This window comes from Oceanobacter sp. 1_MG-2023 (assembly GCF_030689025.1).
GTDB lineage: Bacteria > Pseudomonadota > Gammaproteobacteria > Pseudomonadales > Oceanobacteraceae > Oceanobacter.
Window position 1 is genome coordinate 99,164 of sequence record NZ_JAUYWA010000009.1, and the last position, 19,932, is coordinate 119,095.

At 53.8% G+C, this 19,932-nt stretch carries 19 protein-coding genes; 9 read left to right on the top strand and 10 right to left on the bottom strand.

The features are described from left to right. Positions 1-314: 314 nt before the first annotated feature. The 3 genes from Q8W22_RS08180 (at position 315) to Q8W22_RS08190 (ending at position 2,893) form a co-directional block, all read left to right on the top strand. Positions 315-1,196 (top strand): dienelactone hydrolase family protein, encoded by an 882-nt coding sequence (locus Q8W22_RS08180; RefSeq protein ID WP_305452039.1) that lies wholly within the window; start codon positions 315-317, stop codon positions 1,194-1,196. 102 nt (positions 1,197-1,298) lie between these two features. Further along, positions 1,299-2,351 carry a MalM family protein gene (locus Q8W22_RS08185; RefSeq protein ID WP_305452040.1) on the top strand — a complete coding sequence of 351 codons (1,053 nt, stop codon included), beginning with the start codon at positions 1,299-1,301 and terminating at the stop codon, positions 2,349-2,351. A gap of 98 nt (positions 2,352-2,449) precedes the next feature. Next, the gene (locus Q8W22_RS08190; protein ID WP_370694167.1) at positions 2,450-2,893 is read left to right on the top strand and encodes a CreA family protein; all 444 of its coding nucleotides are present in this window, start codon (positions 2,450-2,452) and stop codon (positions 2,891-2,893) included. Between the two features lie 72 nt (positions 2,894-2,965). Here the strand turns inward: Q8W22_RS08190 and Q8W22_RS08195 are convergent, their stop codons facing one another. After that, the gene (locus tag Q8W22_RS08195; RefSeq protein WP_305452041.1) at positions 2,966-3,862 is read right to left on the bottom strand and encodes a LysR family transcriptional regulator; all 897 of its coding nucleotides are present in this window, start codon (positions 3,860-3,862) and stop codon (positions 2,966-2,968) included. A 113-nt stretch (positions 3,863-3,975) separates the two neighbouring features. On the opposite strand from Q8W22_RS08195, the gene Q8W22_RS08200 reads away from it, so the two are divergent. Together Q8W22_RS08200 and Q8W22_RS08205 are read left to right on the top strand one after the other, a co-directional pair. Beyond that, positions 3,976-4,425, top strand: a complete 450-nt coding sequence (locus tag Q8W22_RS08200; RefSeq protein WP_305452042.1) for a VOC family protein — start codon at positions 3,976-3,978, stop codon at positions 4,423-4,425. Between the two features lie 50 nt (positions 4,426-4,475). Beyond that, positions 4,476-5,069 (top strand): glutathione S-transferase family protein, encoded by a 594-nt coding sequence (locus Q8W22_RS08205; RefSeq protein ID WP_305452043.1) that lies wholly within the window; start codon positions 4,476-4,478, stop codon positions 5,067-5,069. Positions 5,070-5,111: 42 nt separating this feature from the next. On the opposite strand, the gene Q8W22_RS08210 is transcribed toward Q8W22_RS08205, so the two are convergent. From Q8W22_RS08210 to Q8W22_RS08230, 5 genes are all read right to left on the bottom strand, one after another. Then, complete coding sequence (locus Q8W22_RS08210; RefSeq protein ID WP_303433118.1) at positions 5,112-5,291, bottom strand: hypothetical protein; 180 nt, start codon at positions 5,289-5,291, stop codon at positions 5,112-5,114. A 207-nt stretch (positions 5,292-5,498) separates the two neighbouring features. Then, positions 5,499-7,139: a PepSY domain-containing protein gene (locus tag Q8W22_RS08215; RefSeq protein ID WP_305452044.1), complete on the bottom strand. Its 1,641-nt coding sequence runs from the start codon at positions 7,137-7,139 to the stop codon at positions 5,499-5,501. Then, positions 7,136-7,429: a hypothetical protein gene (locus Q8W22_RS08220; protein ID WP_303433116.1), complete on the bottom strand. Its 294-nt coding sequence runs from the start codon at positions 7,427-7,429 to the stop codon at positions 7,136-7,138. The genes Q8W22_RS08215 and Q8W22_RS08220 overlap by 4 nt, the downstream gene beginning before the upstream one ends. Continuing rightward, complete coding sequence (locus tag Q8W22_RS08225) at positions 7,429-7,689, bottom strand: hypothetical protein (protein ID WP_303433115.1); 261 nt, start codon at positions 7,687-7,689, stop codon at positions 7,429-7,431. Before Q8W22_RS08225 ends, Q8W22_RS08220 begins: the two co-directional genes overlap by 1 nt. Before the next feature lie 11 nt (positions 7,690-7,700). After that, positions 7,701-9,584, bottom strand: coding sequence for a TonB-dependent siderophore receptor (locus tag Q8W22_RS08230; RefSeq protein ID WP_305452046.1), 1,884 nt, complete (start codon positions 9,582-9,584; stop codon positions 7,701-7,703). A 347-nt stretch (positions 9,585-9,931) separates the two neighbouring features. Between Q8W22_RS08230 and Q8W22_RS08235 the strand changes: the two genes are divergently transcribed. The 3 genes from Q8W22_RS08235 to Q8W22_RS08245 all read left to right on the top strand — a co-directional run bounded on the left by Q8W22_RS08235 (position 9,932) and on the right by Q8W22_RS08245 (position 12,582). Further along, positions 9,932-10,795 carry a Tim44 domain-containing protein gene (locus Q8W22_RS08235; protein WP_305452047.1) on the top strand — a complete coding sequence of 288 codons (864 nt, stop codon included), beginning with the start codon at positions 9,932-9,934 and terminating at the stop codon, positions 10,793-10,795. A 127-nt stretch (positions 10,796-10,922) separates the two neighbouring features. Further along, on the top strand, positions 10,923-12,140 hold the full coding sequence (gene dapC, locus Q8W22_RS08240; RefSeq protein WP_303433112.1) for a succinyldiaminopimelate transaminase: 1,218 nt from the start codon (positions 10,923-10,925) through the stop codon (positions 12,138-12,140). 10 nt (positions 12,141-12,150) lie between these two features. Beyond that, the gene (locus tag Q8W22_RS08245; RefSeq protein ID WP_303433110.1) at positions 12,151-12,582 is read left to right on the top strand and encodes a SufE family protein; all 432 of its coding nucleotides are present in this window, start codon (positions 12,151-12,153) and stop codon (positions 12,580-12,582) included. 223 nt (positions 12,583-12,805) lie between these two features. Here the strand turns inward: Q8W22_RS08245 and Q8W22_RS08250 are convergent, their stop codons facing one another. The 4 genes from Q8W22_RS08250 to Q8W22_RS08265 form a co-directional block, all read right to left on the bottom strand. Next, positions 12,806-13,837, bottom strand: a complete 1,032-nt coding sequence (locus Q8W22_RS08250) for a hypothetical protein (RefSeq protein ID WP_305452048.1) — start codon at positions 13,835-13,837, stop codon at positions 12,806-12,808. Between the two features lie 445 nt (positions 13,838-14,282). Then, positions 14,283-15,347 carry a class II fructose-bisphosphate aldolase gene (gene fba, locus Q8W22_RS08255; protein ID WP_303433108.1) on the bottom strand — a complete coding sequence of 355 codons (1,065 nt, stop codon included), beginning with the start codon at positions 15,345-15,347 and terminating at the stop codon, positions 14,283-14,285. Positions 15,348-15,420: 73 nt separating this feature from the next. Next, positions 15,421-16,581, bottom strand: a complete 1,161-nt coding sequence (locus Q8W22_RS08260) for a phosphoglycerate kinase (protein WP_303433107.1) — start codon at positions 16,579-16,581, stop codon at positions 15,421-15,423. Positions 16,582-16,679: 98 nt separating this feature from the next. Then, positions 16,680-17,744 carry a type I glyceraldehyde-3-phosphate dehydrogenase gene (locus tag Q8W22_RS08265; RefSeq protein WP_303433106.1) on the bottom strand — a complete coding sequence of 355 codons (1,065 nt, stop codon included), beginning with the start codon at positions 17,742-17,744 and terminating at the stop codon, positions 16,680-16,682. A 351-nt stretch (positions 17,745-18,095) separates the two neighbouring features. Here Q8W22_RS08265 and Q8W22_RS08270 point away from each other — a divergent pair, with 351 nt between their 5' ends. Next, complete coding sequence (locus Q8W22_RS08270) at positions 18,096-19,616, top strand: aldehyde dehydrogenase family protein (protein ID WP_303433105.1); 1,521 nt, start codon at positions 18,096-18,098, stop codon at positions 19,614-19,616. Positions 19,617-19,932 lie beyond the last annotated feature (316 nt).

Here is a 19,932-nt window from a genome sequence, read left to right on the forward strand (position 1 = left end):
TGTTTTATGCCTCTCATACCGCACAATCGACCAACGATCATTACATCGTCATCGTGTCTGGCTTTTACCCACAAATCTTGTATTTTGTGGTCAACCCTTGGGGACATCTATTTAATCCGGCGCTCACTCTGGGCTACCGGATGGTTGCGAATCACGAAGCCGACTTGCAGGCCTGACGGGTCAAGTCAAACGTCGGCGACACCGAGTCAAAATCATCCGGCAGCCCCCGAAGGGCGAGTGTTGCCGCCGTGCAGGATTAAATAGACGCCCCCCTTGTCTTGTAACGACCACCACAGCCCGCACAGGATATTCCAATGAGTAACGATCCGATCGATCCACAGGTTTACGATTTATACGATGAGTATTGCCACTCCGACATGAGTCGCCGCAGCTTCCTTTCCCGTGCTGCCGCCCTCACACTGGCCGCAGGCTCCGGACTGATAATGGCGCAGTCGTTGCTCCCCCGCTACGCCGAAGCCGAAACCATTTCCTTTACCGACGACCGTATCAAGGCCAACTATGTGCACTACGACTCCCCTGGTGGTACGTCGGGCAAAATGCGGGGGTATCTGGTGCAGCCCAGCGGCGACGGCCCATTCCCCGCGGTAGTGGTTATTCATGAAAACCGGGGGCTGAACCCTTATATCGAAGATGTGGCCCGACGTCTGGCGGTAGCCGGTTTCCTCGCCCTGGCTCCGGATGGTCTATCACCGGTTGGCGGTTATCCCGGAAATGATGATGACGGCAAGCAGCTACAAGCCAGCCTGGATCAGGGCAAACTGTTTACCGATATGCTTAACAGTGCGTATTTTGTCAAACGTCACGCTCTCTCCACTGGCAAGCTGGGAACCACCGGTTTCTGTTATGGCGGCGGCGTGGTGAATCAGCTGGCGGTGACCATGAGGGGTGACCTGAACGCAGCCGCGCCTTTTTACGGCCGCCCGGCCAATAGCCAGAATGTCCCGGCCATTCAAGCGCCGCTGGTGATTCATTTTGCCGAAGATGACCCGCGTATCAATGCCATGAGCGCGGACTATAAAGCCGCATTAACGGCCAATAACAAAGACTTTGCCATGTACCAATATCAAGGTACTCGACATGGTTTTCATAACGACTCCACCCCACGTTTTAATCAGCAACAGGCCGATCTCGCCTGGGAACGCACTCTGGATTTATTCCAGCAACAGCTGACCTGAGGCATATTCCACAGCTCAGCCAGGTTGATTCCACTGGCTCCGGGATAACGCTCTGCGCTACAGTCGCGAGCGTTATCGATTATTGGCAGATCAGGAGCCTGAATGACGTATGCGTTTTCTTTCTGTACCTTGTTACTGAGCCTGCTGTTCAGCCATACGGTACTGGCGGCTCCCCTGACACCCACACCGCCGCAGGCCTCTCCTCTGGACTGGCTGGCCAGCTTGCCGACACTGCATTACCACCGGCTCGAATATGGCTTTCAGGATGAGTTGATTCCGACCACCGAGCCACTCTTGTTGGGCCAGCATCAGGTACTCGCCACCGGGCTGGAGCTGCCACACTACGATCACCCGGTCCGTATCGACCTGCACTCATTAATCGACGAATACACTGTCTTTTATCCCTCTGTTCTGGTGCTCGATGCGCAGTTTAACGCCGTTAGCATCTACAACAGTCCAGTGCTGGCCAATCCGACCCGGACTCGCACAGAGGCGGTGTATCTCCCTTTGGAAATCGCCCCGGGCGACCGTTATCTGGTGGTATTTACCGAGGCTGACTGGTTGGGACGGCTACTATTGATCCAAGAAGACAGCCGGCTGCTGGCGGTGGGTGAGCCCTACCGGCCACAATATCACCACCTTTACCGGGATCGTTATTTCACCACCGACAGCCCACTACTGGATCTGGCGATTCCAGCCCGTACCGATACCGCCCCCAACTACTTGCATCACGGCTGGGAAGCCGGCCTGGGAATGGATTCAAACCACCAGGGCAACAGCCCCGGCCTGCTGCTCTATGGTGGCTATGCCATGCCTGTCAACCCGCGTATTGAAACCAGGGCCAGGCTTGGTATGCGTTATGCCAGTGGTGATAACCGTCATCGGGGGCTGATGATGCAATTTGATAGCAGTTACCAGCTACCCGACTGGTCAGCCGGTGTCGGCCTGCAGCTCGACATTGCCCATCACCACCAGAGCAGGGATGATAGCCGCCCGATACGCAGTAACACACTCAGCCCACGACTGTTTATTGAATACAAGGCCAGTCGGGCCATACGGTTCGAGTTGGCGTATCGATCCATCGCGGCTCAAACCGGCTGGGAAGTTCAGAACCGCGACGCCATCGGGGTAGCAATGACATACCATTATTATTAAATGCGTGTGTTTGAACCCGATGGATCACTATATTTTGTATTGGAGTGCCAACCATGACCACGTTTCTACGTACCACCCTGCTGGGCCTGATTCCCTTGATGTCTGCCATGACCCAGGCCGAAGTTGTCGGAGAAGTTGATACCGTCTTCAAATTGATCGGCAAGAACCACAAGATTGTGATCGAAGCCTTTGATGACCCCAAAGTCTCCGGCGTCACTTGCCATTTGAGCCGCGCCCAGACCGGTGGCATCAGCGGCACATTGGGACTGGCAGAAGATACCTCCGACGCCTCTATCGCTTGCCGCCAGATTGGTCCAATCCGTTTTCTCGATGATCTGGAAGACGGCGACAAGGTGTTCACCAAGCGTACCTCGCTGTTGTTCAAGAGCATGCAGGTGGTACGGTTTTTTGACCAGAAACGCAGCACACTGATCTATCTGGTCTACTCCGACAAAATGGTCGATGGCTCACCCAAAAACAGTATTTCGACGGTGCCGATCCAGGAATGGCACGCTCCGACCACCACCGGTTATAAAGACTGATAGCACAACGAGTCAGGACGCCTCGGTGCAGACGTCATAAACCCGACACCGGGGTTATACCGGGGCTATGTATCAAGATGGGTCCTGTAAACGCTGGCGCAAGCGCGGCACCATCCAGTCAAGACATTGCCGTACCCGGGGCGACACCAGACGATTGTGCGGGTAGACAAACTGTACCGGAAAAGGAGCCGGAGCATATGGCTCCAGCAGCGACAATAGCTGCCCATTCTGGATCGCCCCCTGTGCCTGATACGACATTACCCGAGCCACACCCAGACCATCCACCGCAGCAGCCAGCACCACATCCACCTGATTGCTGGTCAGGACCGGGGTAACAGCCTGGATAACCAGTTTCTCATGATCAATAAAACGCCATTGATTGCCCTGCGGCGCAAACAGAATCCCGGGCCAATTGACCAGGTCAGTCGGGTGCTGTGGTTGGCCCAGCCGCTGAATCAATGTCGGGCTGGCGCAAATGCGTGTGTGAGTAATACCCAGCGGCAATGCAATCAGCGAGGAGTCCGCCAGATGGCCGATGCGCAAGGCCAGATCAAACCCTTCTTCAATCACATCCACCATCCGGTCCAGCAGGACCAGCTCTGCCGCCATACCCGGATGTTCCACCAGCCACTGGTTCAGCAATGGCGCCAGATGCAAACGCCCGAACATCACCGGAGCCGTAATCTGGATTGAGCCGGTGAGCGTGGTTTTACGTACATCCAAACGAAACTCGGCGGCTTCAACATCTGCCAGAATCCGGCGGCAATATTGCAAATATTCACGCCCTTCATCGGTCAGGGCAATGCGGCGGGTGCTGCGATTTAACAACCGTACTCCCAGATATTTTTCCAGCTCCGCCAGCGCCCGGACAATCGCCGCAGGAGAGCGGTTCATGGTATTGGCAGCGGCGGTCAGGCTGCCGTTATCCACAATCGCCACAAAAGTCGCCATCGCTCTGAATTTATCCATGCTTGTCCCACTTGTGCAAAAAACGTAATAAACATATCAGGATAATCCTATTTATTGCGATTATCGAAGAGTGTTTACTGAACAGCATCCACGTCATAAGACAGGTCGACACCTTGATAAATGCCCGCAACCCGCAACCCGTTCTGCAATACGACCACGTCGGCATACGAGTGAGTGACAAGCAGCGTTCCGTGCATTTTTATGAACGACTGGGGTTTCGGCAAACCGCCCTGTTCGAGCACCATGAAGCCAATGAGATGGAGTCCCCCAGCGGCGTCAGAATCAACCTGATTTTTAACGCCACCCGACTGCATCATGGTCGCAATCCACTGCTGGATGAACCGGTGAAATTACCCGGCATCACCCACCCAGCGTTTGTGATCGAAGATATTTATGCCCTGCAAGACTGGCTCAAGGCGGAAGGCATCGCCATTACCGAAGGCATCCATCGCATTGGCCCACGGCGAATTACGCTGTTTATCCGGGACCCGGATGGCAATGTGCTTGAATTTAACCAATTGCTGCCGGCAGTGCCTGACAGTGACTCCGATGCCGTACTGTAACGGCATCACAGCCCCAAGACCCCAACAACAAATACAATAAGGAATACCTCATGCAACTTTATGATCTGGAACCATCCGGTAACTGCTACAAGGTGCGGCTGTTTGCGGCACTGATCGATCTGCCACTGGAATTGATCGCCGTTGATTTTCTCGATGGAGCCCACAAGCGTGCCCCTGTAACGGATCTGAACCCTTGGGGAGAACTGCCGGTATTAGTCGATGGTGATGTCACGCTGCGTGATTCCCAGGCCATTCTGGTGTACCTGGCCCGGGAATATGGCGGTCATCAATGGTGGCCAGACGGTGCGGCCCAACAAGGTGAGGTAATGCAATGGCTGTCTACGGCAGCCAACGAAATCCAGCATGGACCCAACTCCGCGCGACTGGTCGACAAGTTTGGTTATGCTTTGAACAAGCAACAGACTCTGGACACCAGCAACCGTATTCTGGCTTTGCTGGAGCAGCACCTGACAACCCATGACTGGCTGGCATTGCAACGTCCAACCATTGCTGAATGTGCGGTTTTCCCATACGTTGCCATTGCCTGGGAAGGTGGCATTGATCTGTCAGGCTACCCGCACATCAACCAATGGATCGCCCGTATCAAGGCGTTGCCCAAATTTATTCCGATGCCGGGTATCTAAACCCAGACCCTGCCCATGGCGGGCAAGGGTTTGATGGTGTATTCAACAACGGTGATGAGGGCCACAGCACTGATCACCGTAATAGTTGTCACTGTAGTTACACCCCTGACGCGACGGGCGGTCAACCTTAGGGGAAGTGGTGGTTGGCGATGTTGCCGTTACAGCTGTCAGATTGGCTTCGGGCTGGGCCACCACGGAGATATAACGCAAGATACTGTTCATAACGAATCCTCTGTTTGTCTATCAACACAGTCAGATTAATCGCTATTTTCTATCATTAACAATGGCATATATCTCTTGCTTTAATAGCCTTTGACAATCAATAAATTACTATCAATTTTCATCAGCTATTAATCCATCACCAACTATCGCCATCACCAACTATCAATCTTCATTGGCTATCCATCCCCACTGGCGATTCATTTCACTTCAGCTGGTGACCGCATCAGCCAGCGCCGCGCCGACCGGCACTGCCCGTCGACGTAATCGCCAGTCCAGCAGCAGAATCAGCCCTGCACTCAGCAATGCCACCAGATCCACAGCCAGGCTTGCCCCGGTCACTGCCGCAATATCCAGATCCCCCGACAACACCAGTAACATGCTGCAAGCCGGAATCAGCAAAACACTCACCGCCGTGGCCTGCAGCAACTCGCTACCGGCCCGTTCACTGCCCCGTACACAGGCCCATAACAACCAGACCAGCCAGGTCAGGTAATACCCCCATAACAGCAGGATATTCGAAGGATTGCCTTCACTGTTTTCAACCAGCATCCCCTCCGACAGCTTGCTCACCGCCATGGCTACCGCAACCCCGGCGATACTGCCAAGACAAACCCCGGTCGTGGCATTGGCCATCCAGCGTACCGAGCGTGGCTGCTCTGCCATGGCTAATGCCGCCTTGCCGGATTTTTTGCGCCGACTCTGGATCCACAGCACATTGCCGCTGTAGAAGATAAACGCACCACTGAGACCAAGCGCAAAATACAGCCACTTCACTCCGGTGCCTCCAAAGCTGCCAAAATGCATACCAAAGAAGCTGCTCACCAGCATACTCCAGTCATCCTGTTGCCCAGGCAAAACACTGGTGTTGATCACCTCCAGGGTATAAGGATCAAGAATGACATAGCCTTCCCGTGCGCCACGGGTCAGGTAGCTGTCATGAGTAACCGCAACCCGGGCAATCGCTCGCGACGAATCCAGATTCATCAGCTCGACTGCCTTGACCTCAAACCCCGGAGCTTGCTGCTGCACTTGCTCCAGTAGCTGACTGATCGCTGGCAGCTCGGTGACCGACTGCTCCGTCGCCTCCACCCGTACACCAAACATGGATTTGTCACCGTACACTACCTCTTGCAAGGCATCGTAAAGCTCGTCATGGAAGGCAAACACCACCACCGTCACCGCAATCATCAGATGAAAGGGCAGGCTGGTAATACCAATCAGGTTATGGCTGTCCAGCCAGAAACGCTTGCGGCTCTTTTCCGGCCGCACAATCAAAAAATCCCGTATCAGTGTGGGCAATACCAATACAATGCCCGACACCAGCGCCAGGCAGTACAGCAACGATGCCACGCCCATCAGATACAGGCCAATCCAGCCATGGCCCCACTGTCCCGGTATTCCGGCAGTACGATGTAACAGATCAATCAATTCCCCCAGCTGACCAGGGGTCTGCTGCTGGACCTGCAATTGCCCGTCGTTATCCAGACTCGCTTGCCAGCGTGCCGCCGACAGATTCAAATCGCGGCTCCGCCCTCCTCCTTGCCAGAACAGCGGTGCATTGCCTTGTGGATGCTCCCCCAACTGCAGCGTCATCCCCCGGTGGGCTGCCGGATACTGCGCCAGCACCTGATCCACCAGCGAGTCCAGCTCAACCGGAGAAAGCTGTGATGTCGGCTGCAGCTTGTCACTGGCCGCCTCCGACCACTGCTGGATTGGCTCTTCGAACATGGTGAGTGCACCGGCAAAAAAGCAGATAAACAGCAAGATGCCAGAGCTGATACCAACCCAGGTATGCAGGGTCTTGTACATTTTCAGAATGTCGCCCCGCACCTTGAATCCGTTTTTCATGCCATACCTCCGGTGCGAACAAAATACAGTGCCGTATGACTGATCAGCGCCAGGCTCCCTAATACCAGCCAGGCCCGGACACCATTACGAAACAAATACACGGTTGCCAGCAAGGGTACCCAGACCAGCACGATCAACCACATGTTGAATTGCACCTTGTTAGTGGCATCAATCCCTCCCGGCCCCCACCAGGCAAACAGACCACTGATGCCCAGTGCCAACAAAAATCCGGCGATGATGCCGCTGAGGCTTTTTGACCACCAGTCATAACGAAAATCCCGTGCTGCCATCAGTCGGCCCTCCACCACAGTAAAAACAGCGCCGGGAGTAACCCCAGCGCAAGCATGACCACCACCAGCCAGGCCAGGACTGCAGTCAGTGGCGGCACGGACAGCAGCCACCCCAGTAACGGCACTCCCTGTGCTGCCAGCACCAACGGCCGATATCTGGCCGGTAGCGGCCGTGCCAGCCAGCGCTGGTTAGGCAAACTCAGGTACAACAAAGCCACCGCCAGCGTCGTCAGGCCAATAAGCAAGGTGATTGTGGTCATAAGAACATCCATCAGAAGTAGTAAGTGCCGCCAAAGTAATAGTTACGGCCCAGCTCGACGGTGGAAATATTGTCATCCATATCCGTCAGATTGATATCACCGATATTGTTGACGCCAAATTTGAGCTGTACCGCTTCACTCATATCCATCAGGAAACCCAGATCCGTGCGGTAATACGACAGCTTACGCACATTGGTCTGGGAGTCGGCCCAGTAGGAATAGGTCATACCCCCTACATAATTGACATTAAGACTGGCGCTGAGGGCATCCGTCGCCTGCATTTTGATACCAAGATTCGATTGATGCTCAGGACGATACTCAATCACGGCGTCGTCTTCGTCCTTGACGATCAGTCGGGTGTAATTACCGGTAACCACCAAACTATCGGTCAGGTCCAGATCACCGCTTACCTCATAACCTTTCGACGTGACCTTGCTCAGGTTGACCCAGACCGGGGAGTACACACCATCCTCATCGGCTTCGCCCAGTTCCCGTTCGATCTTGTCTTTGACCTCGGTATCAAACACATCCGCACTCAGACTCCAATAAGGCTGGCGTACTTCCACCCCCAGCTCTTTGGTGATACTGGTCTCTGGTTCCAGATCCGGATTACCGGGAATGTAGCAGCTGCCACCACAACTGATTTCGTTGTATTCCGGGCTTAACTTACGGCCATCCGGGGCTTTGAACGCCTTGCCAACGCCCCCTTTTAATGTCACGGCATCATTCAGTTGGTAAACCAGATAGCTTTTCGGAGAAAAGTGACCACCAAAAATTTCGTGATGATCCCAGCGGCCGCCCAGCGTCAGGGTCAGCTGATCCGTCAGCGCCAGTTCATCCTGCACAAACACACCAGCCTGATCGATGCTGTATTTGCCGGTTTCCACATAGTTGACCGGGTCTTCCAGTTCCTGATGACGGAAATCGAACCCGGCTACCAGGTCGTTCATTCCCAGAGAGGTATGGCCATAGGCCTTGGCGTACAGGTTGGTTTCCTTGGTGTGATGCTGGGGGATGTCATAACTGGTGTTGTAGTCGTCAACATCGCTGTGCTCATATTTGATATAAGCGGTGGTTGAAGCATTGCTCCATTGACCCGTATGAGTCAGTGCCAGGTCATAACGATTGATGGTCTGATCGCGGTACGAGCTGGTGCCGTACAGCTGATAGGGACGATCATCATGGTTATAACCAAGGTCAATATCGATGCTTTGCTGTTCATCCAGATCCACGGTCAGCGTTGACGTCAGATTGCTGGCCGTTTTTTCTTCCTGCTCCGGTACCTCATCAGCATCATTGGCGTACCAGGCATCACGGCTGTACTGGTCCGCCGATACTGACAGGCTGACCTTGTCATTCAGAGACCCCATAACCGTCCCGCCCAAACGGTAACGGCCGCCATCTTCACCAGAGTCGACCACGGTGTATTCACCACTGACACTGCCGCGCCACTCGCCAGCGGACTTTTTGGTGATGATATTAATCACCCCACCAATGGCATCAGAACCATACAAGGCCGCCATCGGCCCACGAATCACTTCAATGCGTTCAATCGAGGACACAGGAATTGAGTTGAAATCAACATCACTGCCTTTGGCAAATGCACCGCCGGATGACACCCGCTTGCCATTGATCAGGATCATGGTGTAATCGCTGTCCAAACCACGGATCTGGATATCATCCCGACCATTACTGTCCGTCAGATTATTCAACCCTGCATTGGCTCGCAGCAAGTCACCCAAACTATCAACCGGAGCCGATTCAATTTCTTCAGCACTCAAAACGGTTGTAAAAGCCGGTGCGGTTTCGATTGGCCGTGCACTCATCGTGGCCGTAACCACCATGGACTCGAGTTCGATGTTCGATGAATCATCAGCCATCGCAGTAGCAGACAAGCAAGAACCAAGGGTCAGACAAGCAGGCGTTAGCCAACTGTGGGCTCCTTGAGAAAAGACAGAACGAGAACGGAACTTGGGCATATATTTCTACTCTTAGTGGGTGGTTAGACGTCGACGTCCTTATCAAACACAAATGATATTACCTATCATTTGTATTGTCTTCTGGTAAATACACCCACTGACAGCACCTTACAATTCTCTGCACTAGCGTTCACCCCGTGCTTCCTCCCGGCACAACCTCTCCGTGGCTGCTCTGGCCTGTCTGATATTTCCGACCTCTGAAGCCGGCCAATTCTGTTACAGTGGCGGCCGCTCTGACAAAGATGACATTCACAGAGGTTATTATGAAGTTCTTCTGGTCCCTGTTTGCGACAGCCTTTCTATTAATGGCCCTGATGCAATCTGCCGAGGCAGCCCCCCAAATAGACAGTGGCAGCTTTACCCATCACACCTTCACAGCCGCGGTTCCAGCCAAGTCGGCACTCCTGGCCAGCCAGACAGATGCCGCTACAGGACCGTGGACCCAAACAAGTACAAGCAGCTTGATAAAAGACCTGTTGAATGGCTTGTTCAGTGGCAGCCTGTTTGCTTTTCTGTTTGCCAACGGCGCTTTTGATGGCATCCAATGGATCGATATCCTGTGGCTGGTATTAACCGGACTGGTCTTGTTGAAACTGTTTCGCAGACAACCTGCACACCCTCCTGGTGCAGACCAACACCACGGCACCTTCCTGTCCTCGGTCGCCGATACCATTGGCTCTCAGCATCACCCGCGCCAGGATCTCAGCGTGATAATGAACCAAACCATCAACAACGAACCTCCGATCAACCTGCCTCAGGACTTTGACCGCACAGCCTTTGTCCAGCGGGCGCTGGATCACTATCGACTGGTACAACAGGCCTGGAATGATGGTGACATGCGCACCCTCAGGGAATACGTCGTTGCCGAGCTGTACACCTTGCTGGCCCGTCAACGGGCCACCATGGCGGCAGCACCACCCCAGACGGAAGTCCTCGATCTTGCCGCTGATATAGTACTGGCACGCCAGGTTGGTTCCGTACGCAAGATCAGCTTGCTGTTTCGTGGCCATAGCCGGGATCATGGCGACCACAGCGAAGACCGTATTCGCGATACCTGGCACCTGGAACGGGATATGTCGATTGACGATGCCCCCTGGCTGATCACCGGGATTGAAGCCAGCGAATAATCGCCATACCGCAGCCACCGCCATACTTTTGTCATAATGACCTGCTCTTTCCGATGTCAGCAGGTATAATCACCTGCACTTTTTCACGGCAGCTGTGGCTGCCTGTCGTTGTCTTTGTTGGTGTCACATGAATCCAGACCTGAGCAAACTCCAGCCCTACCCATTCGAAAAACTGGCGAAACTGAAAGCTGCTGTCAGCCCCAATATGGCTCTGGAGCACATATCCCTGTCGATCGGCGAACCCAAACACCCTTCGCCCGTCTTTGTCCAACAGGCCATGATCGACAGCATCCGGTCACTGGAAAACTACCCCACCACCAAGGGTCTGCCAGAGCTCAGCAGTGTTTGTGCCGATTGGCTCGGCCGCCGTTTCAAGCTGAACGCCATCGACCCGGTAACCCAGGTTATTCCGGTTAACGGCACCCGCGAGGCCATTTTTGCCTTCGCCCAGGCCGCTGTGGATCGCAGCCAGCCACAGCCGCTGGTCCTGAGCCCAAATCCCTTCTATCAGATTTACGAAGGGGCAGCGTATCTGGCCGGTGCCGAGCCTTATTTTCTGCCATGTCTCGAAGCCACGGGATTTAATGCCGATTATGCATCTGTTCCGGCTGACATTTGGCAGCGTTGCCAACTGCTGTTTGTCTGCTCTCCGGGCAACCCGACCGGCTCGACCCTGAGCCTTGCCCAATACAAGGAACTGATTGCCCTGGCCGATCAGTACAACTTTATTATCGCCTCTGATGAGTGTTACTCCGAGCTCTGGGTCGATGGCAAAGAAGCTCCCGCCGGGCTGCTGCAAGCCTGCGCGGAACTGGGCCGCGACGATTACGACAAGTGTGTGGTCTTCCACTCCCTGTCCAAGCGCTCCAACCTGCCCGGCCTGCGCTCCGGTTTTATTGCCGGTGATGCCAAACTGCTGAAGCCCTTTCTGCTGTACCGCACCTACCATGGTTGCGCGCAACCCGTACAAACCCAGATGGCCGCTATTGCCGCCTGGAAAGACGAAGCTCATGTGGAAGAAAACCGCCGCCAGTACACCGAGAAATTCAAAACCTTTATCGAGATTCTCGAGCCGGTGATCGATATTCAACAAACCGATGCCAGCTTCTACTTGTGGTTAAAAACCCCGATTGCCGACGACCTGTTCGCCCAGCGCCTGTTTGCCGAGCAACACATCACGGTATTACCCGGCTCCTATATTTCCCGCACCGTCGAAGGTATTAACCCCGGCGCCGGTCGTGTTCGTATGGCTCTGGTCGCCAGCGTCGAAGAATGCCGTGAAGCCGCCCAACGTATCCGCAGCTTTATCGAAACACTGAACGCCGAGCTGGCTGAATCAGCCTGAGGAGAGCACCGTGAGCCTGACCCCGAATCCCTTCGGCAGTGAGATTACTACCGACGATATTCTTGACACCCTTGGCTTTTTTGACGATTGGGAAGAGCGCTACAAATACATCATCGAGCTTGGCAAACAATTACCGCCAATGCCCGATGACAAGAAAACCGAACAGCATCTGATTCGTGGCTGCCAGAGCCAGGTCTGGATTGACTCCGATATCATTGACGGCAAGCTGGTACTGGAAGCTGACTCCGACGCCCATATCGTCAAAGGCCTGCTTGGCGTGGTACTCAGTGCCTACAATGGCAAAACCCCGGCAGCGGCCAGCGCCTTTGATATCGACGGCTACTTTGGCGCCATTGATCTGATCAAACACCTGAGCCCCACCCGAGGTAACGGTATCCGCGCCATGGTGCAACGGATTCAAGAGATTGCGGCAAACGCCTGAGCCAGTACACATCCACAAAATCATATCGACTCGACAGACACCCCTTGCCACAAGGGGTGTCTGTCTTCTTCATGCCAACACTGGCGGCGGTGATTGCGGTGATTGCGACGGTATGGCGTATGGCATGCCTGATTATCCACAGAACACCAAAACTGACTGGCCACCAGCCATTAAAAAGGGCGCCGAAGCGCCCTTTACCAATAGTCATGCTCTGCTGCGAGTATCAGTCAAGCTGATAGTCGTAGGTCATATCGTAGTCGGAGAGAACATCCACAGAAGAGCCGCCAACATCGACGGTTGTTGTCAGCGTAAAGCTCAGCGTAAAGGTCTTGCGTGTATCGGTATCGGTTAGCGTGGTGACTTCCAGATTGCTGATTTCAGAACCAGATGTCTCAAAGCTATCACTGACCCGATCTTCAATTTCAGGCAGGGAATCCGGTGCCTCCAGCCCATCGATAGTAACCTCAGGAATAACCGTCGTCGTTACCCCAGACCTGAATGTACCACTGAAGGTCAACGTCCACTCGCCATCCAGGTCACTGTCATCACCGCCAATAACGATGCCGCCGTTATCCGTACCTGCATCAATATCCATGTCGTAGTCATACACCACACCATCCACCGCCACGGTGAAAGAACCGGTGCTGAAGTTGATATCAATACTGATCAGATCCAGTACCGCATCGAAGCCAGTGCCGTTGGCGCTGAACTCCGCAGTAAAAAAGTCGTAGCTGTCGGCATTCAGGCCATTGTCAGAAAACTGTTCGCTGAAATTGGCATTAACCTGCGCCTGGGCATCCTCAAGATCATCGCTGGAGAAACTGGCAGCGGCATCAGACCAGCGTTGCTGCAGCACTTCCAGGCTGATTTCACCATTGGCCAGGAACATCGCCAGTGTCGTCAACTGTGTAATGTTGGCAACGCTGTTGGCGCTTGCGGCAAACGAATACTGTACGTCCGAGCCATCATCAGGAATAGCACGCAGCAAGAAAGGGGCTGTCATGCCGGTAACGGTAATGGTGTAGCTGCCATCATCTTCGGTCGCGACATTGACCTCGGTACCACTGGCATCGGTGACATATACAAAACCGTCAATCGCCGCACCGGTGGCCGCCGTACCTTCCAATGTTGCATCTGATGTGTTGTCGTCACTGCTGCTGCCACTACTATCACTACCACCGCAACCAGTGATGGCCAACGTACTACTGAGCAGAGCGACAGACATCCAGCTCGTCAATGAATGTGTCCAGTTCATGATTTGATTCCTTTTTGCTAATCACAGGGTGCTTTATTTGGGCCTGGGCACCGGTAAATGGGGATATATTCCAATGTTTATGGTGGCCAAATAATAACCAGTAATTACATATCAATACAATTCATTACCAAATAAATACAGTTTTATGCGTAGAGGATCACACCTTCCCCGAATTGCGGCAGGAAGAAAGCTGGCTACGGTCGTTATTGGCAGTTGCTATCGAGAGTTGTGATTGGCAGTTGTGAGGGGTAATCGACAGGAGCAATACGAGCAGTGATACAAAGCGGGAAAGATAAATATTCAGAGGACAATCATGCAAACGCCGCTGACAGTCAAGGCGCTCAAACACCTCCCTGACTGCCAGCATGGCTGCTGATATTGGCGCGCCGCAAGGATACGGCCCACCATCAGCTCATCATAAACCCAGCCAGGGCTGGGCTTCAGATCAAACGATCTTTGGATCCAGCTCGCCGGTCAAATAACGCTCATACATCACATCAAGGCAATCCACCTTGATTTTGCTGGCGTTACCCGCGGTACCAAAGGCTTCGTAACGGGCGATACAAATGTCAGACATCGCAGTAACGGTTTCTTTCAGGTATTTACGTGGATCAAACTCACTCGGGTTGGCCGCCATAAAACGACGAATCGCACCCGTAGAAGCCAGACGCAGGTCGGTATCGATATTCACCTTGCGCACGCCATACTTGATACCTTCAACGATTTGCTCAACCGGCACACCGTAGGTTTCTGGAATATCACCACCAAATTCGTTGATGATGGCCAGCCATTCTTGCGGCACAGACGATGAACCGTGCATCACCAGGTGAGTGCCCGGGATACGCTGGTGAATCGCCTTGATGCGGTCGATGGCCAGAATGTCATCTGTTGGTGGACGCGTAAATTTGTAGGCACCGTGTGAAGTACCACAGGCGATAGCCAGAGCATCCACGCCAGTTTGCTTGACAAAATCGGCAGCTTCTTCCGGATCGGTCAGCATCTGGTCGTGGCTCAGAATACCTTCTGCGCCAATACCGTCTTCTTCACCGGCCTGACCGGTTTCGAGAGAACCCAGACAACCCAGCTCACCTTCAACCGACACACCACACGCATGCGCCATTTCAACGGTACGACGGGTAACGTCAACGTTGTATTCATAGCTGGTGGGGGTTTTGCCGTCTGTCCCCAGCGAGCCGTCCATCATCACGGAGCTGAAGCCCAGTTGAATGGAGCGCTGACATACGTCTGGCGAGGTGCCGTGATCCTGGTGCATACACACCGGAATGTGTGGAAATTCTTCCACCGCGGCCAGAATCAGGTGGCGCAAGAAAGGAGCACCTGCGTATTTACGTGCACCGGCCGATGCCTGCACGATCACTGGCGAATCGGTTTTGTCGGCGGCCATCATGATGGCGCGCATTTGTTCCAGGTTGTTGACGTTGAACGCCGGTACGCCGTAGCCGAATTCGGCGGCGTGATCCAGCATCTGACGCATACTGATAAGTGCCATAAATTACTATCCTTCTAACTGATTATGCTGACTGACCTGCACATCAGGTCAGTCCGTTTATATGTTGTGATTCTTATTTGGCGCGTTGTTCCAGTACCGCAACCGCAGGCAGTACTTTTCCTTCAACAAATTCCAGGAAAGCGCCGCCACCAGTGGAGATATAAGACACCTTATCGGCAATGCCGTATTTATCAACAGCTGCCAGGGTGTCACCACCACCGGCAATCGAGAAAGCATCGGATTCGGCAATGGCCAATGACAGGGCTTTGGTACCTTCACCAAACTGGTCGAATTCGAAAACGCCCACCGGGCCATTCCAGATAATAGTACCGGCCTGTTTCAGTTGTTCGGCCAAAGCGGCGGCAGAATCCGGGCCAATATCAAAAATCATATCGTCTTCGGTGACATCTGCTGCCGGTTTTAATGTAGCAGCGGCGGTTTCAGAGAATTCTTTACCACATACCACGTCGCTAGGTACCGGGATGGAAACTTTTTCCATCAGAGCCTTGGCGGCTGGAATCAGTTCGTCTTCACACAGTGATTTACCCACCGGCTGACCAGCAGCGGCGAGGAAGGTATTGGCGATGCCACCACCCACAATAATTTGATCGCAGATATCTGACAGGCTCTCCAGCACTTGCAGCTTGGTTGACACCTTGGAGCCACCGACAATGGCCACTAACGGGCGTGCGGGTGTTGCCAACGCCTTGCCCAGTGCATCCAGTTCTGCCGCCAGCAATGGCCCTGCGCAAGCAACCGGAGCAAATTTTGCCACGCCATGGGTAGAGGCCTGGGCACGGTGAGCAGTACCAAACGCATCCATTACAAACACATCACACAACGCCGCATAGGCTTGTGCCAGCGTATCGACATCTTTCTTTTCGCCCGGATTAAAACGGACGTTTTCCAACAGCACCAGCTCACCTTCCGCAACGTCAACCCCGTTGGCAAAATCCTTCACCACCGTGACATCGCGTTCCAACAGACCCGACAAGTGGTCTGCCACTGGCTGCATGGAAAATTCTTCTTCGTAAACGCCTTCCGTCGGGCGCCCCAGGTGAGACATCACAATGACGCGAGCACCAGCTGCCAGGGCAAGCTGAATGGTGGGCAAAGAGGCACGGATACGCGCATCGGAGGTCACTTTGCCTGCTTTAACAGGCACATTCAGATCTTCACGAATCAGAACGCGCTTTCCCTTCAAATCCAGATCGGTCATTTTGATCACAGACATTGTGGCTTTCCTCATATGTGTTGCAGGCGTCGTAAGCGCCCTGACTGTTTTTGTTAGTAATTACTTGTGTATTGACCCAACGCGGTGACCTCGCGGATTCACATGGAACCCGCTACGGTATCACCTGCTCCGGATATTGTTGCCAAGCCTGGCGCCTGTTTCATATACAGCGCCGTATCCAGCATGCGGTTGGCGAATCCCCATTCATTATCAAACCACAGCAGCAACTTCAGCATTGAACCGGCGCTGACCCGAGTCTGGGTCGCATCAACAATGCAGGAACGTGGGTCATGGTTAAAATCAATCGAAGCATGCGGCTCGTACGTCACACCCAGCAGGCCACGAAATACACCATTGGCAGCGGATTGTATCAGTTCGTTAACGGCCTGTGCGCTGGTGTCGCACTTGAGCTGCAAGCTGACGTCCAGAGCGGACACATTGATGGTTGGGACGCGCAAATGCAGACTTTCCAGTTTGCCTGTCAACGCTGGCATCAGCCGGGCCACCCCTCTTGGCAAGCCGGTATCAACCGGAATAATGCTTTGTCCCGCAGACCGGGTACGGCGCAGATCCGAGGAGTAAGCATCGATCACCGGCTGATCGTTCATGGCCGAGTGGATGGTGGTCGTCACCCCCCGTTCGATGCCGAAGGCTTCTTCCAACAAGGTCAGTATCGGCACCAGACAGTTGGTAGAACACGAGCTGTTGGAAATAATGCGCTGCTCTGGGCGAATATCCGTGTGGTTGATGCCGTACACAATGGTGTTGTCGACGGCGCTGTCAGCCGGATTGGAAATCAGTACCTTGCCTGCACCGCTGAGCAGATGCGCTTCGGCGTCGGCCCGGGTGCGAATCTGGCCACTGCATTCCAGCACAATATCCACCTGGCACTCGGACCAGTCCAGCCGTGATGGACTGGATTCGTGGTACAGATGTACCAGATCGCCATTGATCCGCAGACAATTATCCGCCTCGACCACCACCTCGCCCGGAAAGCGGCCGTGGGTGCTGTCGTAACGCAGCATATAACTGACGGAGTCGATATCCGCCAATTCATTAATGGCCACAATCTGCAGTTGGGGGTGGTAACGATTTTCATAAAGCGCCCGGAGAACCGAGCGGCCGATACGGCCGAAACCGTTAATGGCGATGCGGGTAGTCATAGAATCCGACAGAGTCAGTCAATATCAGGGAGCGCTATTCTCCGGTAATTGCCATTCAGTAGCAAATCCACCAAGGCGCATGTCAGGCCGTTCTATTCAGTATGGCTTACCACTCAGGCCACCTCTCGTCGCGCCACTATTTACCCACTCTCAGAATCTTGCCTGCATGCGCCAGGATGGCATCCCAGAGAACTAGTACCAAGGTAGTGCCTTTTTAAACAGGGATGGTCAATGACGGCATGCCAGAGCTTCCAGCAAACTGACAGCGTTCCGATTGATTCAGGTCAGCGTGTACTGCCCCTTGAACAATAAACTCTGTTTGCGATAACAATAATTCCCCGGAGAACTAACATGATCTACGCAAATCCCGGCCAAGACGGCTCAGTAGTTACCTTCAAAGAACGTTACGGCAACTTCATCGGCGGCCAATGGGTCGAGCCTGTTAACGGTCGTTACCTGGACAACATCAGCCCAATCAACGGTCAGGTATTCTGTCAGGTTCCCCGCTCCGACGAAGACGATATCAACCTGGCTCTGGATGCTGCTCACGCTGCCAAAGAAGCCTGGGGCAAAACATCCGTTACTGCACGCTCCAACGTGTTGTTGAAAATCGCCGATCGCATTGAAGCCAACCTCGAAAAGCTGGCCGTTGCAGAAACCTGGGACAACGGTAAGGCAGTACGTGAAACACTGGCAGCAGACGTGCCATTGGCCGCTGACCACTTCCGCTACTTCGCCGGCTGTCTCCGCGCCCAGGAAGGCACCATCGGTGATATCGACGAGCACACTGTGGCTTATCATTTCCACGAGCCACTGGGTGTCGTTGGTCAGATCATCCCATGGAACTTCCCGCTGCTGATGGCTGCCTGGAAAATGGCTCCCGCATTGGCCGCCGGTAACTGTATCGTCCTGAAGCCAGCCGAACAAACCCCGGCTTCCATCCTGGTTCTGATGGAATGTATTGGCGACTTGCTGCCACCAGGTACCCTGAACATCGTTAACGGTATCGGTGCCGAAGCAGGCCAGGCTCTGGCCACCTCAACCCGTATCGCCAAAATCGCGTTCACCGGTTCTACCCCAGTCGGTTCCCACATTCTGAAATGTGCGGCTGAAAACATCATTCCGTCAACGGTTGAACTGGGTGGTAAATCACCTAACGTTTACTTCGCCGACGTGATGGATCACGAAGACAGCTTCGTCAGCAAATGTGTTGAAGGTGCGGTACTGGCATTCTTCAACCAGGGTGAAATCTGTACTTGCCCAAGCCGTCTGCTGATCCAGGAAAGCATTTACGAACAATTTATTGGCAAAGTCATCGAGCGTATTGCCCAGATCAAACGTGGCAACCCGCTGGATACCGATACCATGGTTGGTGCACAGGCATCACAACAGCAGTATGAAAAAATCATGAGCTACCTGGATATCGGCCGTGATGAAGGTGCAGAAGTCCTGGTAGGTGGTTCTGCAGAAACCTTGGCTGACGATCTTGGCACTGGCTACTACATTCAGCCAACGCTGATGAAAGGCAACAACAAGATGCGTATTTTCCAGGAAGAAATCTTTGGACCAGTGGTTGCAGTAACCACCTTTAAAGACGAAGCCGAAGCACTGGAAATTGCCAACGATACCGAGTTTGGTCTGGGTGCCGGTGTCTGGTCCCGCGACATGAACGTAGCGTACCGCATGGGTCGTGGCATTCAGGCTGGTCGGGTCTGGACCAACTGCTACCACGCTTACCCTGCTCACGCTGCCTTCGGTGGTTACAAAAAATCTGGTGTTGGCCGTGAAACCCACAAAATGATGCTGGATCACTACCAACAAACCAAAAACCTGCTGGTCAGCTACAGCACTGATCCACTGGGTTTCTTCTAAGCCCGGAACCGATCAGCCGGCAACCAGTACGGGCAGATTGACAGATCTGCCCGTACTGTTCAACAACGATCAGACTGCACATCGTTTAGCGTATTGTTCAGACCTCAACCTCTCGTTCAGAGAGGCCTGTTGGCGTTTTATACGCCTTTCCGCTGCCCTCCGTGGCAGCGGTTTTTTCTCTCCTCTTGTATGATCAGCGCCACAAACTGCCTCGATACAAGCCAGCCTGACTGGTCGACCTGAGCTGACCACACCTCATTCATCCAGCACGCACCTGAACCGGTTAACCTATCGACGGATATCTGCCGGTGATGCC

What these genes read in the sequence shown, in the direction of transcription:
- Q8W22_RS08180 (WP_305452039.1), top strand. Translation starts at nt 315, where the DNA reads ATGAGTAACGATCCGATCGATCCACAGGTTTACGATTTATACGATGAG.
- Q8W22_RS08185 (WP_305452040.1), top strand. Translation starts at nt 1,299, where the DNA reads ATGACGTATGCGTTTTCTTTCTGTACCTTGTTACTGAGCCTGCTGTTC.
- Q8W22_RS08190 (WP_370694167.1), top strand. Translation starts at nt 2,450, where the DNA reads ATGTCTGCCATGACCCAGGCCGAAGTTGTCGGAGAAGTTGATACCGTC.
- Q8W22_RS08195 (WP_305452041.1), bottom strand. Translation starts at nt 3,862, where the DNA reads ATGGATAAATTCAGAGCGATGGCGACTTTTGTGGCGATTGTGGATAAC.
- Q8W22_RS08205 (WP_305452043.1), top strand. Translation starts at nt 4,476, where the DNA reads ATGCAACTTTATGATCTGGAACCATCCGGTAACTGCTACAAGGTGCGG.
- Q8W22_RS08210 (WP_303433118.1), bottom strand. Translation starts at nt 5,291, where the DNA reads ATGAACAGTATCTTGCGTTATATCTCCGTGGTGGCCCAGCCCGAAGCC.
- Q8W22_RS08215 (WP_305452044.1), bottom strand. Translation starts at nt 7,139, where the DNA reads ATGAAAAACGGATTCAAGGTGCGGGGCGACATTCTGAAAATGTACAAG.
- Q8W22_RS08220 (WP_303433116.1), bottom strand. Translation starts at nt 7,429, where the DNA reads ATGGCAGCACGGGATTTTCGTTATGACTGGTGGTCAAAAAGCCTCAGC.
- Q8W22_RS08225 (WP_303433115.1), bottom strand. Translation starts at nt 7,689, where the DNA reads ATGACCACAATCACCTTGCTTATTGGCCTGACGACGCTGGCGGTGGCT.
- Q8W22_RS08235 (WP_305452047.1), top strand. Translation starts at nt 9,932, where the DNA reads ATGAAGTTCTTCTGGTCCCTGTTTGCGACAGCCTTTCTATTAATGGCC.
- dapC (WP_303433112.1), top strand. Translation starts at nt 10,923, where the DNA reads ATGAATCCAGACCTGAGCAAACTCCAGCCCTACCCATTCGAAAAACTG.
- Q8W22_RS08250 (WP_305452048.1), bottom strand. Translation starts at nt 13,837, where the DNA reads ATGAACTGGACACATTCATTGACGAGCTGGATGTCTGTCGCTCTGCTC.
- fba (WP_303433108.1), bottom strand. Translation starts at nt 15,347, where the DNA reads ATGGCACTTATCAGTATGCGTCAGATGCTGGATCACGCCGCCGAATTC.
- Q8W22_RS08260 (WP_303433107.1), bottom strand. Translation starts at nt 16,581, where the DNA reads ATGTCTGTGATCAAAATGACCGATCTGGATTTGAAGGGAAAGCGCGTT.
- Q8W22_RS08265 (WP_303433106.1), bottom strand. Translation starts at nt 17,744, where the DNA reads ATGACTACCCGCATCGCCATTAACGGTTTCGGCCGTATCGGCCGCTCG.
- Q8W22_RS08270 (WP_303433105.1), top strand. Translation starts at nt 18,096, where the DNA reads ATGATCTACGCAAATCCCGGCCAAGACGGCTCAGTAGTTACCTTCAAA.